We start from the raw sequence: 16,650 nt of genomic DNA, 5'->3' as shown, positions 1-16,650 counted from the left end.
TGAACGTTCATTCGACAAACGGGCTCAGCCGGGCAGCGTGACGGCACCGAGCTGGACGAGCATGCCCAGGGCGTCCTCGCCGAACCACGCCTCGGCGATCTTGCCGTCGCGGACCGCGTAGATGCCGATTCCGTCCCACGCGGCGTGCTTGCCGCTTGCCTCGACGCCGAGGAACGGGCCGTTGTGCGTGCCGCTGTTGGTGAAGCGCAGCACGACCGTGTCGCCGTCGACCAGTGTGTCGTGGACGGTCAGGTGCATGCCCGTGAACGCTCCGTCGACGGCGGCCCGCAACGAGGCCCGGTAGTCGTCGATGCCTTTGATGTCACCGATGCTGCCCGCGTGCCACTTCAGGTCGTGGTGCCAGAACCGGTCGACGGCATCGATGTCGCCGCCGTTGAGAACCTCGTTCACGAACCCGTGCACGACCGCTGCGGGATCGTTGCGCGGCACGCGGTCGAGGAGGGCGTTGATCCACGAGGTGGTGCGGTGCGCCGCGACCTCACCGAGCGGGGTGCCCATGTTGGTGAACGCGTGCGCGCCCTCCGGCCACACGTCCAGGTCGGCCTCGGAGCCCGCCAGCCGCAGCCGGGCGGCGAGCAGGATCGAGTCGTCCAGCAGCGGATCCAGTTCGCCCACGGTGAGCAGGGCCGGAGGCAGGCCGCTCAGGTCGGCCAGCGCGGGGGACAGTGCCGGGTCGCGGCGCTGGGCGAGGGTGTGGTCCGGCAGTCCGAGGTCCAGCAGGCCGTCCAGCCACGACCGGGTCAGCACCAGGGTGTCGTCGGTCGCGGCCGCGGCGCTGGGGGACATGGCGAGGTCGTAGGGACCGCAGTCGAGCACGGCACCGGCGAACTTCCCGAACACCGGATCACCCATGTCCCGCAACGCGAGCAGGCTCGTGACGGCGAGGTGGGCTCCGGCGGAGATCCCGCCGATGAGGAGGGTGTCCGTGCCGAACTCGGCCTCGGCGTGCCGGCCGAGCCACCGCGCGCCCTCGACGACGTCCTGGATCTGCTCCACGACGGTGACCTCGGGGGTCAGCCGGTAGTCCGGGCTCACCACGACGGCGCCGGTGGCGCGGGCGATGAGGTCGTTGAGCAGGTCGTCGTCCTCGGGGGAGCCGGCGGCCCACCCTCCGCCGTGGACGCGGTACAGCACCGCGCGCGGCTGTTCCGGAACGAACACGCGAAGGCGGACCAGGCCGTCGACGTGGCGGTCGGCCGGTGTCAGCTGGGGTGTACCCAGGTTGTGCGTGGTGCCGGTGCGCAACGCGGCGAGTCCGTCCGGCGTGCGCACGTCCGGGTGGGGCATCGTCGCGAGCGCGGCGTTGATGGCGCGTTGGGCGTCGAGGACGGTGGGATCGATGCCGGTGACACGTGAGCCGATGGCAGGCATGGCGTGAGTCCTTTCGGGATCAGATGGTGAAGCGGATGCCGGTGAGTCGTTCGCTCTCGTGCCACAGACCCGCGCCCTCGGCCGGATCGCCCGCACCGCGCGGGAGCTTGACCTGCTTCGGTGCGCCGGACGTCTGATCGGTGCCGGCCGGCCCGTAGTAGGCGCCGTTCACGACCTCGGGAGAGGTCGCCGCGTACAGCGACGGCCAGGCCGCGCCTTCGGGCGAGCCCATGGCGACGCGGCGCAGCAGCGCGACCCCGGCCCTGGCCAGCAGGCCCTCGCTGTGGCGTTGCAGGTTGGTGACGGCCGAACCGGGGTGCACCACGGCGGCCGTCATGGAGGTGCCTTCCAGACGCCGTGCGAGTTCCTGGGTGAACACGACATTGGCGCGCTTGGACTTGGCGTAGGCGGTCATCGCGCCGTAGCGCTTCTCGCTCATGAGGTCGGTGAGCTTGCCGTTCGGCCAGGCGGCGGCGAGCGCGCTGACCGTGATCACGCGGGCGGACTCGGCCCGGCGCAGAGCGGGCAGGACGCCCGCGGTGAACGCGAAGTGCCCGAGGTGGTTGGTGCCGAAGGTCAGCTCGAACCCGTCGGTGGTGGTGCGGCGGCTGGGTACGTTCATGACACCGGCGTTGTTGAGCAGCAGGTCGACCGTCTCGGTTGCGGCCAGCCGCTCCGCCGCCGCGGCGATCGAGGCCAGCGATCCCAGGTCGAGCACGAGCGTGTCCAGCCTCGCGCCGGGCTGGTCCGCGAGCAGGGAATCGGCCGCCGCGCCCAGCTTGTCCAGGCTGCGCCCGGCGAGGAGGACGCGGGCGCCGTGACCAGCGAGGACGCGGGCGGTCTCCAGCCCGATCCCGCTGTTCGCGCCGGTGATCAGCGCGGTCCGGCCGCTCAGGTCGCCGATGTCGTCGGGGGACCACCGCGTCGTGGCCCGCTGCGTCGTGGAGTGGCTCATGTCTGCCTCCTAATGAACGTTCATTCATTTACAAGGTGACACGAGGCGACGGCGCTGTCAAATGAACGTTCATTCAGTAGTTGAGTGTGAGCGTATCTATAACTTCAGTTCAGGCTGAAGTCAGGCCGACGCGCCACAATGGACCGGTGCTCACCACCTCGTCCCGGCTACTGCAGCTGTTGACGGTCCTGTCGTCCCGGCAGAGCTGGACGGCGGCGGAACTGGCCGGCCGGGTCGGCATCACCGAGCGCACGGTGCGCCGCGACATCACCAGGCTGCGCGACCTCGGCTACGACGTGCGCTCCGATCCCGGCCGCTGGGGCGGCTACCAGCTCGCGGAGGTCGTCCGGCTGCCCGCCACGGCGATCACGAGACTCGGCGCGATCGACGACGCGGTGGAGCAGACGACCCCGGTGGGGGAGGTCTCGCTCAGCACGCTCGCGGTACTGGCCATGGCGTGCCGCAAGAGCGAGCGCATCCGACTGTCCTATCGGGACATGAACGGCCGCGAGAGCGTTCGCGAGGCCGATCCACACCGCCTGGTGCACACCGGCCACCGCTGGTACCTGGTGGCGCGCGACGTGTCGAAGGACGCGTGGCGGACGTTCCGCGCGGACCGGGTGACCGAGGCCCGCCCAACGGGCCGCGTGGTGCGCCTCGACAACCCGCCGGACGCCGCGCAACTCGTGGCGAGCACCCTGACGAGCGCCTATCCGCTCTACGCCACCGTGCGCATCCCGCGACCGCTCGCCGAAGTGATCACCCTCATCCCGCCCACAGCGGGCGAGCACCGCGCGGACGGTCCACGAGCGACGATCGTCGAGATCGGCGGCACGGACGCCGGTTCCATCGCCGGATTCCTGGTGCGCCTGGGCATTCCGCTGTCGGTGCTGGCTCCGGACGAGGTGCGTGCGGAGGTCCGGCGGCGCGCTCTGGAACTCGCCGAGCACAATGCGGACCGATCGCGTCCGGATAGGGATCTACCTTCGGGGACATGACGCTTGACCACGTGTTTCTGACGGTTTCCGACATCGAACGCTCGATCGGCTTCTACGAACGCGCACTGGCCCCGCTGGGCATCGGCCACCTCGTCGACTACGACGGTGCAGACGGCCCGGCCGGGCACCCGGACCTCAAGGGCTTCGGCCGCGACGGCAGGTTGTTCCTGTGGCTGCGCGAGGGCGAGGCCGACGCGAGGGCGGTGCACGTCGGGTTCGTCGCGACGAGCCAGGACGAGGTGAACGCCTTCCACATCGCGGCGATCGAGGCGGGGGCGAAGGACAACGGCCCGCCCAGCGCCCGCGAGTACTACGACCCGCGCTACTACGCCGCGAACGTGTTCGACCCGGACGGCTACAGCCTGGAAGCGGTCTACAAGAGCTACCAGCACTGAAGATCGCTAATCTGGACGGGGTGCGCATCCTCTTCTCGTGCCGCCCCGCCTACGGGCACCTGTTCCCGCTGGTTCCGCTCGCCCGTGCGGCACAGCAGGCCGGACACGAGGTCGTGTTCGCGATCGGCCCGAGCTTCGTGGAGAAGGCGCGGGAGCTGGGTTTCGAGGCCCACGCGTCGGGCATCTCGATCGGCGAGGCCGAGACCGAGGCCCGCCGGCGGCACGGCGACGCGGAGGTGCCGCGACTGCTGATCACGATGTTCGCGGACGTGCTGCCGCGGGCGACGGTCCGGGACCTCGGCGTCCTGCTGCCGCGGATCAAGCCGGATCTGGTCGTCTACGAGCAGAGCGACACCGGTGCCGCGAAGGCCGCCCGCGACGCCGGGATCCCGTTCGTCTCGCACGTGATCGGACGGTCCATGCCGCCCGCGATCCAGCGGATGGCGGCGGGGGAGATGGCCTGGATGTGGGACGGCGCCGCGCCCGCCGACCTGATGATGGGGGACGTCGCGATCGACCTGTGGCCGGACACCGTCCGCGATCCGGTCGTCGCGGCGCTGCCCACGGTGTTGCGGCAGCGGCCGACGGCGTTCGACCTGGACGTGCCGATGCCGGAGATCGTCACCACGAAACCGTTGGTGTACCTGACGCTCGGCACGGTGTCGTTCGGTGAGACGGCCGTGCTGCGGCGGGCGATCGACGGCCTCGCCCGGCTGCCGGTCACGGTCCTGGTGGCGGTCGGACCCGGTGATCCCGCGCTGCTGGGCGACGTGCCGGCGAACGTGCGGGTCGCCGGGTTCGTGCCGCAGGCGGAGGTGCTGCAGCAGGCCGAACTCGTGGTGCACCACGGTGGAACGGGCACGGTTCTGGGCGCGCTCGCGGCCGGCCTGCCGCAACTGGTGCTGCCGCAGGGCGCCGATCAGTTCGTCAACGCCGACGTGCTCGCCGAGACCGGCGCGGGGGCGAAGCTCGTCGGCGAGGAGATCACCGCTGACGCCATCGCCGCGAAAGCGGGCCATCTGCTCGACGACCCGGCCGCGCGGGAGGTCGCCGCGGCCACGGCGGCCGAGATCGCGGAGATGCCGGCCCCGGCCGCCGTGGTCGCACGTCTCAGCGAACTGGTGCAGGGGTCCTGACGTCGGCCTGCGCCTCCAGGTGTTCGGGCAGGGAGGCGCGGTAGATCGGCATGGCCGCGGCGGTGGTCACGATCGCGACGGCGACCAGGATCGCGAACATCTCGGGTGTCACCAGGTCGTAGGCCAGGCCGATGTTGATGAAGATCAGGATCATCAGGCCGCGGGCGTTCATCAGGCCGCCGACCGCGGAGGCGTAGCGCCACGAGTAGCCCTGGGCGCGCACCACGAGCCCGCAGCCCAGGTACTTGCCGGCGAACGCGGCCAGCATGATCACCGCGAGCGGGAACCACAGCGCGCCACCGGAGCCGAAGCCGTCGACGCGTGTGTTGAGGCCGCTGAACGCGAAGAACACCGGCAGCAACAGGATCGAGTTCAGGTCGGAGAGCTTGGCTTCGAGTTCCTGGCGCACGATCGTCGACTTCGGCATCGCGAGACCGGTGATGAACCCGCCGAACACCGAGAACACGCCGATGAGGTCGGTGTACCAGCCGGCGAGCAGGACGAGGAGCAGGATCACGGCGACCATGTCGCGGCTGAGCTTGCCGTCGCGTTCGGCGCGTTCCCCGAGCTTGGCGAGCAGCTTGCGGCCGACGGTGAGCATGAGGACGGCGAAGATCGCCGCGCCCAGGATGGTGCGCAGCGCGCCGGACGGGCTGCCGGACGTGCCGACGGCGATGATCAGCGCGAGGAAGCCCCACGCCACCGCGTCGTCGATCGCGGCGGCGACCAGGGTGAGGCCGCCGATCGGGGTGTTCGCGATGCCGCGTTCCTGCAGGATCCGCGCGAGCATGGGGAAGGCGGTGATCGACAGGGCGCCGCCGATGAACAGCATGAACACCCAGAGCTGCGTTCCCTCGGGGCTCAGCGTGTCGAAGAAGAGCACCGCGGCGCCGGCGCCGAGCAGGAACGTGGGCACGATGCCGGAGATGGCGAGGATCGATGCCTTGCGCGCGTTGGCACCCGTGGTGAGTCCGTGGTCCAAAGAGGACCCGACGAGGAACATGTAGAACGTGAGCCCGATCGTGCTGAGCACGTAGAGGGTGCTCTTGACGTCGGCGGGGAAGATCTGGGCCTGCACGCCGGGGGCGATGGCGCCGAACAGCGCGGGGCCCAGCAGCACGCCGGCGACCATCTCGCCGACGACCCTGGGTTGTTTGATCAGCATGGCGAGTCGTCCGCACAGCGTGGTCGCGGCGAGCACGAGCGCCAGCGCGGCGAAGACCTGCAACGCGAAGTGGATCTGGTTCACCGGGCATCTCCTGTGGTCAGTGCCGGACCGGGCAACCCTGCGTGTCGTGCGTGTCGAAATAGCGCCCGGCCGGCCGGAGCCGGTGGGCGTGCAGCACCATCGCGGTGCCGAGCACGAGCTGGACGACGCTGCGCCAGACGTCCTCCCAGCGGTCGCGCACGCGCATGAGCGCCAGACGCCGTCGTGGCGTTGCGCCGTCGCGGACGAGCAGGCACGGCCCTCGGCTGGGCAACGAGCGGGTGTGCGTCACCGAGGAGTGCAGCGAGACGCGGCGCAGCACCTCCCGTGCTGACGCGCGCATCGCGATGGGGGAGAGCCGCCAGGCCGGGCAGGGGCGGTTGGCGGCGACGCCGAACGGGATGTGGTGCTCGTTGCGCGCCGCCGTGTTCTCCCAGCGGCCGGGGTCGAACTCGTGCGGGTTCTCGTAGCCGGTGGCGTGGTAGGCGGGATAGCTGAAGCACAGCACCGAACCCGCCGGGAACGAGGTGTGCTCGTCCAGGTCGATGTCCGCGGTCGTGATGCGGTGGGCGATGCCGAACAACGGGAAGAGGCGGAACGTCTCGTCCAGCACGTGGGCGAAGTACCGGTCGTCGTCGACCCGTCGCGCCGCTTCGGGATGTTGTGCCAGCGCGAGCAGCAGGTGCGCCATCGCCTCGGCCATCTGCACGACGGCGGTGTTGAAGTAGGTGCCCTGCAGGTAGTGCACCTTTTCGGCCTCGGACAACGTCTCGGGCATCGGATGCCGGACGTCGGCGAGCCGCACCTTGAGGTAGCGGGTGAGGCGGTCGCGGCGGGCCGGGTGGCGCAGGCTGGTGCACTTCAACGAGTTCACGACGTCGGTGGCGTGTCCGACGATCAGGTCCCGTGCGAGGCGGGGACAGGGTTCGCCGAACACCAGCTCGTAGAAGTACTCGGCCCACACCGGCATCATCAGGTCGCGCAGCCGCACGGCGGTGACGCGGCCGCCGAGCACCTCGTCCAGCACCTTCGCGGTGCAGCGCGTCGCCGCCGCGGCCAGCGCGTCGCTCGGACCGGCGAGGAAAGTGCGGGTCGCGCGGGCCACGTCGTCGTAGCGCGGCCCTGCCTCCAGGTGCTCCTGGTGCACCTCGGGGCCGGGGGAGAGCCAGTACCAGAACAGGTCCGAGAGCCCTGCGCCCCGGCTGCGGCCGTTCGCGGCGGGGTGGCTGTAGAGCTCCTCGAAGCGGTCGGGGCCGACCTGGGCGTTCGGGAACGTGATGGCGTTGTCCCCGTTGACCTTCTCGAACACCTTGGCGCGCAACGCGACCACCCGTGCGGGCAACCAGTTCAGCACCGGGCCACCACCATGTCGCGGGTCAGTTCGCCGCCGCACATCGCCACGACGTGCAGGAACTCGTCGCGCAGCACGTCGAGCACCCGTCGCACGCCCTGCTCGCCGTCCGCCGCCAGCCCCCACAACACGGGCCTGCCGATCCCGGCCGCCGACGCGCCCAGTGCCAGTGCCAGCGCGATGTCCCCTCCGCCGCGGACGCCACCGTCGAGCACGACCGGCACCCGCCCGGCCACCGCGTCGACGACGGCGGGCAACGCGTCGAGCGCCGCCGGCACGAGGTCGAGCTGACGGCCGCCGTGGTTGGACACGACGATCCCCGCGACGCCGTGCTCCATCGCGATCACGGCGTCCTTCGGGTGCAGAACCCCCTTGACCCACAACGGAAGCGCGGTCATCTCCCGGATCCGGTCCACGTGCCTCCACGAGATCGCCGTCGACATCTCGATGTTCCGCAGTGCCTCACCGGCCAGATCCCGCATGTTCTCGGCCGTCAGCCCGGCGGGCAGGTCGTGGAAGCCGTGCGCGATGTCCCGCCGATGCCGCCCGAACACGGGGGAGTCGACCGTCACGACCAACGCGGCGCACCCGGCCCGTTCCGCCCGCCGCACCAGCGCTTCCGTGACGTCCATGTCGGGCTGCACGTACAGCTGGAACCACACCGGTCCGGTCGCGGCCGCCACGACGTCGGCGATCGGCACGGTCGAGGCCATGCTCGACACCAGCGTCGTCCCGGACAGCGCCCGTGCCGTCGCCAGTTCGCCGTCGGGATGGGCGAGCCGGTGGAACGCGGTCGGCGAGATCAGCAACGGGAAGTCGTCGCTGATCTCCCTGCCCCGCAACACCCTGGGCAGCAGGGCGAGGCGCCGGAACGCGGCCTCGTTCTCCACGAGCACGACCTCGTCCCCGACCCCGCCCGCGAAGAAGTCGTAGTGGACGGGGTCGAGGACCGCGCGTGCCTTGTCGTGCAGTTCCGCGAGCACCGGGTTCACCGCAGGTACTCCCGCAACGGTGCTTTGTGGACGGTCTCGCTGTCCCACTCGTTCTCGAGGTTCTCGGTGATGTGGTGCTCGTCGAGCAGCTCACCGGCGCGGAACCGCCGCACGACCGGGTGCAGGTAGCGGCCGTCGAGCCCGCTGGTGTCCTGCTGGGAGTTGCGGCCGGCGCTGATGTCGAACGGGTTGACCTTGTCGTGGTCCGCGCCGTACTCCAGCGTCACCGTCAGGTACGACTCCACGTCGCCGAACTCGCCGCGCTCCACCGCTTCGTGCAGGTGCGCGACCGGCACCTCCTCGACGTAGCGGACCGTGCCGTCCCGCAGCGTCAGCACCGCGTCCGACATGAACGCGAACAACTGCCACAGCGCGGAGGTCCGGTTGACCCGTTCGATGATCGCGTCGGTGACGTCCTCGACCGACCGGCTGGGCCAGTCCACACCGTGGTAGCGCTGTTCCACGATCCGGTGCAGTGCGCGGACGCCGTAGCGGAAGCCGTGGATGAACCCGCTGGTCGACTTCTTGAAGTCCCTGGCCTGCGTGATCGTGCCCGCGAAGAACAGGTCCGGCACGTTCACCGACTCCCACGCCGCCGTCTGGTCAGGGAATCGCGACTTGATCGTCAACTGCGGCCGGCACTCGGGCGCGAAGATCGAGGCGTCGAACCGGAACCCGGTCGCGAGGATCACCCGGTCGTAGCGGATCTCCTTGATCACCTCGTTGACCCGCTGGAAGCTGACCTTCACCAGGTAGTCGTCGCCGTCGCGGCGGATGCCCGCGATGTGCCCGTCCAGCACGGCGTTCTGCGACTTGAGCTGGTAGGTGTCGAGGAAGTTGTTGTTCACCGCCCGCAGGTGGCCGACGAAGTGCGTCTGCCAGGCCAGCTTCAGCGAACCGGGCCCGGCGACGTGGATGACCGACGCCGTCTCGACCAGTGCGTCGGCGGTCTCGAACGCGGAGTTGCCGCGCCCGATGATCAGCACCTTCTTGTTCGCGAACTCCTGCGGCTCAACTGACACGTCGTAGTAGTGCTCGGCGTGCTCGACGCCGTCGATGTCCGGCACGTACTGCTGCGAGACACCCGTCGCCACGATGATCCGCTTCGCCCGGTAGGTGATGCCGTGCTGGTCGCGCACCACGAAGTCGTCCGGCCTGGTCACCGACACGGCCCTGGTGTCGTAGCGGACGGGCAGGTCGTTCTTGACCGCGAAGTCCCCGAGGTAGCGGACCATGTCGTCGGCGTGGGGGAAGTAGCGCGGGGTGTAGCCGGTGAACAGCAGCGCGGGATCGTCGGACAGCAACGAGTTCCAGTCGACGCGCAGGTTCAGCTCCGGGTCGTCCCAGCCCGTGTAGACCTTGTTGATGGAGATCAGCTGCCGGTGCCGGGGGAAGCGGGTGAAGAACGTCCCCGCCGCCTCACCGGCCTCCAGCACCAGGTGCTCGCGCCCAGCCTGTTTGAGCAGGTAGGACGCCTGCAGCCCCGCCGGACCGGCACCGATCACGAGATACTCGGTCGAAACCTCGCTGGACACGACGATCTCCTTCACGCAGTCAGCTGACGCTTGTCGGGCTTGCCGCTCGGGGCGACGGGGATCTCGGCGATGGCGGTGACCTTGGCGGGGGCACAGGCCGCGCCGAGCCGTTCGGTCACGAGCTCGCGCAGTTCGTCGAGTTCGGGGACGCGATCGGATTTGGGGACCACGAAGGCGTGCACCGCCTCGCCGGTCTCGTCGTCCGGCACCGCGACGACGTAGGCCTCGGCGACGTCCGGGTGCTCGGCGACGACCTGTTCGATCGGGCCGATGTAGTGCAGGTTCGCGTTGACGATCACGACGTCGCGGACCCGCCCGGTCAGGCGCAGGAAGCCGAAGGCGTCGAACCGGCCGAGATCACGCGTGCGGACCCAGCCGTCCACGAACACCTCGGCCGACTCCTCCTCGTTGCCCCAGTACCCGCAGGCCTGTCCGGGCGTGCGGACGAACAGTTCGCCGTCGCGGACCTCCACGTCCACCGGCGGCTTTCCCACCGTGCCGGGAGGATCGGCCGGCGTGGCCATCGAGATCATGCCGGTCTCGGTCTGGCCGTAGCCGTGGAAGAGCACCGGTCCCAGGACGTCCAGGGCTTCGCGGTGCCGGTCAGGAGTCAAGGGAGAGCCCGAGACCAGCAACGCCTTCAACGTCGACAGGTCTGCGGGCTCGCGTTTCTGCGCGGCGACGAGCTTGGCCAGTCCTGGCACGGTGATCACGCGCGCGGTGGCCTTCAGACGGGTGATCGCGTCGGCCGGATTGCCGGCCACGACGATCGTGCCTCCCGCGGTCAGCGTGAGCACGGCGTACTCGAACATCACCTGGCTCGACAGCGATCCGAACACGAGGTAGCGGCCGAGTCTCGTGGCCAGGTCCCGGATCGCGGGAGGCCAGGCGTCGGGCCGGGCGGTCCAGGCGTTGGTCATCGACGCGTAGGTCTGCGCGCACGCCTTGGGTGCGCCGGTGCTGCCGCTGGTGTGGATGAGGCGGGCGATGTCGTCGGGTTTTCCCTGGCAGCGCAACGGTTCGGCTGGATGCCCGGTGAGGTCGTCGGTGTCGCGGACGACCAGCTTGACGTCCAGGCCGAGCAGGTGCTCCACCTGGGCGTCCGTCAGCCCCGGCCGCACTCCCACCACCCGCGCGCCCACCACGTGCCCGGCCAGGATCGCCGCGAACGCCTCCGCGTTCACCTCGAGCAGCAGCGCGAGCCCGTCACCCGGCCCGATCCCGGCAGCACGCAACCCGGTCGCGATCCGCGCGATCAGGTCGAGCATCTCGGACCCGGTCACCACGCGCGTGCCGTGCTCGAACACCGGCCGGTCCGCGGCGGCGCCGAGCACGTCGAGCACGGCGCGCGGGAACGGCTCGTCACGCGCCGGCAAGGCATTCCTTCACGAACACCACCAGCGGCTGCTGGTGCACCTCCGGCATGTCCCAGTGGTTCTCCAGGTTCTCGGCCAGGTGGTGCGTCGCGGCGAGCACGCCGTGCCGGTAGTAGCGGACCACCGGGTGCAGGTAGCTCGCGTCGGCCGCGTTGACCGGGTCGTTCTCGGCGACGCGCGGGATGGTGATGTCGAACGGGTCCACGGTGTCGTGGTCGGGCCCGTACTCCAGCGTCGCGACGAACCGGTGCTCGGCAGGGCCCAGGCCGCCGTCCGCCACGTACGCGACCGGCACTTCCTCGGTGTAGCGCGCCGTGCTGTCGTCGACGGTCACCACGTCGCCCATGACCGCGAACTGCTGCCACAGACAGGAAGACCTGTTCAGCCTGGCGATGAGCGCGTCGCTGATCGCCTCGGGCGAGAGCTCCAGATCCGCGCCGTGCCAGGGGGTGCCGTGGTTGCGTGCGCTCAGGACGCGGTGCAGCGCGCGGGCGCCGTAGCGGAAGCCGTGGATGAACCCGCTGGTCGACTTCTTGAAGTCACGCGACTGCGTGATCGTGCCCGCGAAGTACAGGCCGGACACGGTCGTCGACTCGAACGCCGAGGTCAGCTGCGGGAACCGGTCCTTGATGATCAGCGCGGGCCGGCAGTCGTCGGCGAAGATCGAGGCGTCGAACCGGAACCCGGTGCACGCGATGATCCGGTCGTACTCCAGCTCCCGCAGCTTCTCGACCGTGCGCGCGTACCGGAACTGGATCCGGAACCCGCCTTCTGGCCTGGGCTCGATGCGTTCGATGGATCCGTCGATGACCGCGTTCTCGCTCTTGAGCTGGTAGGTGTCGAGGAAGTTGTTGTTCACCGCCCGCAGGTGCCCGACGTAGTGCGTCTGCCACGCGAGCTTCACCGAGTGCGGTCCGGCGACGTGGATGACGGCCGCGGTCTCGACCAGTGCGTCGGCGGTCTCGAAGCCCGAGTTGCCCTTGCCGATCACGAGCACCCGCTGGTCGGTGAACGACTCGGGGTCCGTGTCGAAGGTGTCGTAGCGCTCGGCGTGCTCGATGCCGGGGATCGGCGGCACGTGCAGCTGGGAGACCCCGGTGGCCATCACGAGGTTCCTGGCTTGCCACGTCTGTCCACCGTGGTCCGCGACGACGAACCCGTTGTCGTCGCGGGAGATCCGCGTGACATCGATGTCGTAGTGGACGTTGAGGCCCTCGGCGCAGTCCTGGAAGTAGCGCACGATGTCGTCGGCGTCCGGGAAGTACCGGGGCGTGTAGCGGGTGAACAACAGCTCGGGGTCGTCGAGCAGCAGCGAGTTCCAGTCCATCCGCATCCGCTGTTCCGGGTCGGTGAACCCGGTGTGGACCTTGTTGATGGAGATGAGCTTGCGGTGCCGCGGATACCGCGTGAAGAACGTGCCGGCCCCGCTGCCGCGTTCGAGGACCGCGTAGTCGCGACCGTCCCGCTCGAGCAGTGCGGCGAGCTGCAAACCGGCCGGTCCCGCGCCGATGATCAGGTAGTCGTGAGCCATGGACGGGGAAGCTACCCACGCGATCTCAGAACTTTCTGAGATCGGCTGCCTACCGTCCGTGCGGTGACCACGACCGCTTCAGACACGTCCGTGGACCTGGGTTCGCCCCTGACTCCAGCGCACCTGCTGCGCGCGTCCGCGCCACTGGAGGTGCTCGTCGGAACCGGGGTCCGCGACCGGGTGGACCGCGGCCGCGCCTACCTGCGCACGGTGCTGGCCGACGACGAGCGCCCGGTGTACGGCGCCAAGACCGGTTTCGGCGCTCTGGTGGGCTTCGCGGGCCGTGCCTCGGAGGCCGACCAGTGCGACAACACCCTGGCACACCTCGGCGCGGGTCAAGGGCCCGACCTGCCCCTGGACGTCGCCCGAGCCGCGTTGCTCGTGCGGACCTGGTCGCTGGCACAAGGCTTGTCGGGAGTGTCCGCGCACGTCGTCTCGGGTCTGTCCGAGATGTTCGCGACGACGTTCGTCCCGGCCATCCCGCGCTATGGCTCGGTGGGCGCCAGCGGTGACCTCATCCCGCTCGCCTACGCGGCCCAGGCCCTGCGCGGCCGCGGCCACGCGTACCTGGACGGCGTCCGCCTGCCCGCCGCCGAAGCCCTGACCTCGGCCGGCCTGACGGCGTTGCAGCTGGACGGCCGAGACGCGCTGGCCCTGGTCAACGGCACCTCCGTCACCACCGCCGCCCTGGCGCTGGCCCAGTCGTCGGTCCGCTCCTCCCACCGCGCCCTGGCCGAGCTGACCTGCCTGCTGGTGGACGTCCTCGGCGCCGACCCCGGCTTCACCGACCCGCGCCTGATCTCCGCCTTCGGCCACACCGGCGCGGTCACCGTGGCGTCCTGGATGCGCTCCATGCTGGACGGCACCACGCCCACGGGTCTGCGCGCGTTGCAGGAGCCGTACAGCATCCGCTGCTCACCCCAACTCCTCGGCGCCGCAGAGGACGCCCTGCGCTACGTCGACGGCGTCGTGTCGGCAGATCTGGGCGGCGTCAGCGACAACCCGCTGTTCTTCCCCGGCGACGACCTGGTCGCCCACGGCGGCAACTTCTTCGGCCAACCGGCCGCGTTCGCCGCCGACGTCCTGGCCATGGTCACCGCCTCCCTGGGCAACCTGGCCGAACGCCAGCTCGACCTGCTCGTCGACCCGGCTCGCAACACCGGCCTGCCGCCGATGCTCGCCGCCGGCCCCGGTCAGCAACACGGATTGCAGGGCGTCCAACTGGCCACGACCGCGTTCATCGCCGAGATCAGGCGCGGCGTCCTGCCCGCCAGCACCCAGAGCCTGCCCACCAACCTGCACAACCAGGACGTGGTCCCGTTCGGCACCCAGGCCGCCCTGCGCGCCTACGACCTCGCGGAGCTGCTGCGCCTGCTGTGCGGTTCGCTTGCGCTGGGACTGCGCCAGGCCGTGCACGTGGGAGGCCGCCGCCCGACCGCGCCCCGGTGCGCCGCCCTGGTGGACGCACTGGCCGCGGCCATCGAGCCGGTCGATCCGGACAGGCCGCTGGACGTGGACGTCCGGGTCGCGGCAGAGGTGGTGATCTCGGGGGAGTGGTGAGGGGCGCGGTCGGCGGTGACGGCCGGCAGTGGTGGTGGCTCCCGCCGGCTGTCGGCGGGCGGGAGCCATCAGCCGTCCGTCGCGACGCGGCCCTTCACGAGGCGCGCACACGGTCAGGCGGTGGTGATCGTCGCGCGGTGCTGAGTGCCAGACCCGCGGCCAAGTGGTGGTGATCGCCGCGTGGTGCTGAGTGCCAGACCCGCGGTCAAGTGGTGGTGATCGTCGCGCAGTGCTGAGTGCCAGACCCGCGGTCAAGTGGTGGTGATCGTCGGGCGGTAAGAAGAGCCGGACTCACCGCCGAGCGGTGGTGATCCGCTCCCGCACCGCCACCACGTCCCGCTCCGGCACCGGAATCCGCAACGTGAACCGCGCCCCCAGCCCAGGCCGCCCCACCGCCTCCACCGTCCCGCCGTGCCCGGTCACGATCTCCCGCACCAGCGACAGCCCCAGCCCGAACCGCCCCTCCCCGGCGCCCCGGTGGAACCGGTCGAACAACCGGGACGCCTCACCCGGCTCGAACCCCGCCCCGTTGTCCTCCACCACCAGCTCCACCTGCCCGCCGACCACCCCCACGCGCACCGCGATCCGCCCACCCTCGGGCGTGTGCCGAACGGCGTTGGCCAGCAGCTCGTCCACGGCCCGCCGCAGCCCGGTCTCGATCCCGCTCACCACCACCGGATGCCCGGGATGGTCCAGCGACAGGGTGATCCGCCGTTCGGCGGCCCGTTCGGTCTCGCCCACCACCGCGGCTTCGGCGACGTCGGCCAGGTCGACCGGTCTGCCGTCGAGGCGCTGGTGAAGCTGTGCGGACGCCAGCAGGTCGTCCACGACGTCGGCCAGGCCGCGGATCGACCGGGCCAGCGCGTCGAGGTTGGTGCGCTGGTCGTCGGGCAGGTCCGCGGCGGCCGCGAGGAGTTGGGCGCGCAGGTAGGCGCGGGCGATCGGGGTGCGCAGTTCGTGGCTCGCGTCGGTGACGAACCGGCGTTGCCTCGCCAGCGCCTCCGCCCACGGGCCCACCGTGCGGCGGCTGACGCCCAGGCCGATCAGCGCCGCGACGAGCAGGCCGGCCAGCAGCGCGATCGCCAGTGCCTGCACCAGGTGCGAGCGGTCGGAGAGCTGGTAGCGCATGTCGAACACCGACTGCACCGTCGTGCCGTCCGCACCGGGAGAGGTGAGCACCATGTACTCGGTGTCGTTGGCGGTCACGTCACGGGACACGGACGCGCCGGACGCGTGCACGGCATCGATGTCAGAACGCAGGGGGAACCCGCCCGGCACCTCCAGCGGACCCAGGTGCAGCACGCCGTCCTCCAGCACGAACACCCACGCGCACCGGGGCGCGATGCCCGGCACGCCGTACTGGGCGTTGTAGCGGAGTTCGCGCGACACCTGGGTCTCCTGCGCGTGCACCATCACGACGTACGCGATCACCCCCACGAACGTGATCATCAGCGTGATCGCCAGACCCACCAGCACGCTGACCCGCAACCGCGCGCGCCGGACCTCCGCACGTTCCGCCTGCACCCACGACCTCACAGAGCCCCCAACCGATAGCCGATGCCCTGAACCGTCTGCACGACCGAACGTCCTACCTTCGAACGCAGGTAGTGCACATAAGTGTCCACAATGGATTGAGAGGGTGCGTCGCAGAACACCGTGCGCCGCAACGCCGCCCGCGTGTGCACGGTCTCGGGATGCGTGGCGAGCACCCGCAGCAGCGCGAACTCCCTGGTGGTGAGCGGTACCTTCTCGCCGTCGGGCAGCACGACCAGGTGTTGTTCGAGCTCCAGGCGGCCGGCGCCGATGCGCAGCACCGCGGCCAGTTCGGCGGCCCGCCGGCACAGCGCCCGCAGGCGCGCGGTCAGCTCGCGCAGGTCGAACGGCTTGGTCAGGTAGTCGTCCGCACCCGCGTCGAGGCCGTCGATCCGATCGTGCACCGACCCCATCGCGGTGAGCATCAGCGCCTGCGTCCGCACGGACCGGGAACGCAACCGGGACAACAGGTCCAGGCCGTCGATCACCGGCAGCGCGCGGTCGATCACCACCACGTCGTAGGGCCGGGTGAGCGCCAGGTGCAACCCGCGCTGCCCGTCGAAGGCGACGTCGACGTCATATCCCTCGCCGCGCAACACCGCGGCGAGCAGTTCCACCAGCTCCCGGTCGTCGTCGATGAGCAGCAACCGGAACGGATGGATCGGCCGGAACTTCGAAGAGGTCCGCAC

14 protein-coding genes are annotated in these 16,650 nt (G+C 70.4%); 4 read left to right on the top strand and 10 right to left on the bottom strand.

The features are described 5' to 3' along the window. Nucleotides 1-24 precede the first annotated feature (24 nt). On the bottom strand, nt 25-1,392 hold the full coding sequence (locus ACIQF0_RS38745; protein ID WP_401038407.1) for an alpha/beta hydrolase fold domain-containing protein: 1,368 nt from the start codon (nt 1,390-1,392) through the stop codon (nt 25-27). A 19-nt stretch (nt 1,393-1,411) separates the two neighbouring features. Further along, nucleotides 1,412-2,347, bottom strand: a complete 936-nt coding sequence (locus ACIQF0_RS38740; protein ID WP_401038405.1) for an oxidoreductase — start codon at nt 2,345-2,347, stop codon at nt 1,412-1,414. Nucleotides 2,348-2,493: 146 nt separating this feature from the next. Here ACIQF0_RS38740 and ACIQF0_RS38735 point away from each other — a divergent pair, with 146 nt between their 5' ends. From ACIQF0_RS38735 to ACIQF0_RS38725, 3 genes are read left to right on the top strand one after another with little or no spacing between them, the layout of a single operon-like run. Continuing rightward, a complete protein-coding gene (locus tag ACIQF0_RS38735) occupies nt 2,494-3,345 on the top strand; it encodes a helix-turn-helix transcriptional regulator (protein ID WP_401038402.1) in 852 nt (283 codons plus the stop codon). After that, nucleotides 3,342-3,740, top strand: coding sequence for a VOC family protein (locus ACIQF0_RS38730; protein ID WP_401038399.1), 399 nt, complete (start codon nt 3,342-3,344; stop codon nt 3,738-3,740). The genes ACIQF0_RS38735 and ACIQF0_RS38730 overlap by 4 nt, the downstream gene beginning before the upstream one ends. 20 nt (nt 3,741-3,760) lie before the next feature. Continuing rightward, nucleotides 3,761-4,876: a glycosyltransferase gene (locus ACIQF0_RS38725; protein ID WP_401038398.1), complete on the top strand. Its 1,116-nt coding sequence runs from the start codon at nt 3,761-3,763 to the stop codon at nt 4,874-4,876. On the opposite strand, the gene ACIQF0_RS38720 is transcribed toward ACIQF0_RS38725, so the two are convergent. From ACIQF0_RS38720 to ACIQF0_RS38695, 6 genes are read right to left on the bottom strand one after another with little or no spacing between them, the layout of a single operon-like run. Beyond that, nucleotides 4,851-6,125, bottom strand: coding sequence for a cation:proton antiporter (locus tag ACIQF0_RS38720; RefSeq protein ID WP_401038395.1), 1,275 nt, complete (start codon nt 6,123-6,125; stop codon nt 4,851-4,853). The genes ACIQF0_RS38725 and ACIQF0_RS38720 overlap by 26 nt on opposite strands. Nucleotides 6,126-6,141: 16 nt before the next feature. Then, nucleotides 6,142-7,437 carry a cytochrome P450 gene (locus tag ACIQF0_RS38715; protein WP_401038393.1) on the bottom strand — a complete coding sequence of 432 codons (1,296 nt, stop codon included), beginning with the start codon at nt 7,435-7,437 and terminating at the stop codon, nt 6,142-6,144. Beyond that, nucleotides 7,431-8,426 carry an alpha-hydroxy acid oxidase gene (locus ACIQF0_RS38710; protein WP_401038390.1) on the bottom strand — a complete coding sequence of 332 codons (996 nt, stop codon included), beginning with the start codon at nt 8,424-8,426 and terminating at the stop codon, nt 7,431-7,433. The genes ACIQF0_RS38715 and ACIQF0_RS38710 overlap by 7 nt, the downstream gene beginning before the upstream one ends. Beyond that, nucleotides 8,423-9,961 carry an NAD(P)-binding domain-containing protein gene (locus ACIQF0_RS38705; RefSeq protein WP_401038388.1) on the bottom strand — a complete coding sequence of 513 codons (1,539 nt, stop codon included), beginning with the start codon at nt 9,959-9,961 and terminating at the stop codon, nt 8,423-8,425. Before ACIQF0_RS38705 ends, ACIQF0_RS38710 begins: the two co-directional genes overlap by 4 nt. An 11-nt stretch (nt 9,962-9,972) precedes the next feature. Further along, nucleotides 9,973-11,337, bottom strand: a complete 1,365-nt coding sequence (locus ACIQF0_RS38700) for a class I adenylate-forming enzyme family protein (protein WP_401038385.1) — start codon at nt 11,335-11,337, stop codon at nt 9,973-9,975. Continuing rightward, nucleotides 11,324-12,868: an NAD(P)-binding domain-containing protein gene (locus tag ACIQF0_RS38695; RefSeq protein WP_401038382.1), complete on the bottom strand. Its 1,545-nt coding sequence runs from the start codon at nt 12,866-12,868 to the stop codon at nt 11,324-11,326. The genes ACIQF0_RS38700 and ACIQF0_RS38695 overlap by 14 nt, the downstream gene beginning before the upstream one ends. Before the next feature lie 63 nt (nt 12,869-12,931). Here ACIQF0_RS38695 and ACIQF0_RS38690 point away from each other — a divergent pair, with 63 nt between their 5' ends. After that, on the top strand, nt 12,932-14,428 hold the full coding sequence (locus tag ACIQF0_RS38690) for an aromatic amino acid ammonia-lyase (protein WP_401038380.1): 1,497 nt from the start codon (nt 12,932-12,934) through the stop codon (nt 14,426-14,428). A 291-nt stretch (nt 14,429-14,719) separates the two neighbouring features. Here ACIQF0_RS38690 and ACIQF0_RS38685 read toward each other — a convergent pair whose 3' ends face one another. Together ACIQF0_RS38685 and ACIQF0_RS38680 are read right to left on the bottom strand one after the other, a co-directional pair. After that, entirely contained in the window at nt 14,720-15,952 is a 1,233-nt protein-coding gene (locus ACIQF0_RS38685) for a sensor histidine kinase (RefSeq protein ID WP_401038378.1), read from the bottom strand. A gap of 8 nt (nt 15,953-15,960) precedes the next feature. Continuing rightward, nucleotides 15,961-16,650: a response regulator transcription factor gene (locus ACIQF0_RS38680; protein ID WP_360036277.1), complete on the bottom strand. Its 690-nt coding sequence runs from the start codon at nt 16,648-16,650 to the stop codon at nt 15,961-15,963.

It is taken from the genome of Lentzea sp. NPDC092896, assembly GCF_044754905.1.
In the GTDB taxonomy this organism is placed as follows: domain Bacteria; phylum Actinomycetota; class Actinomycetes; order Mycobacteriales; family Pseudonocardiaceae; genus Lentzea.
The sequence above is the reverse complement of the archived record's forward strand: the minus strand, read 5'-3'. Positions and strand labels throughout refer to the sequence as shown.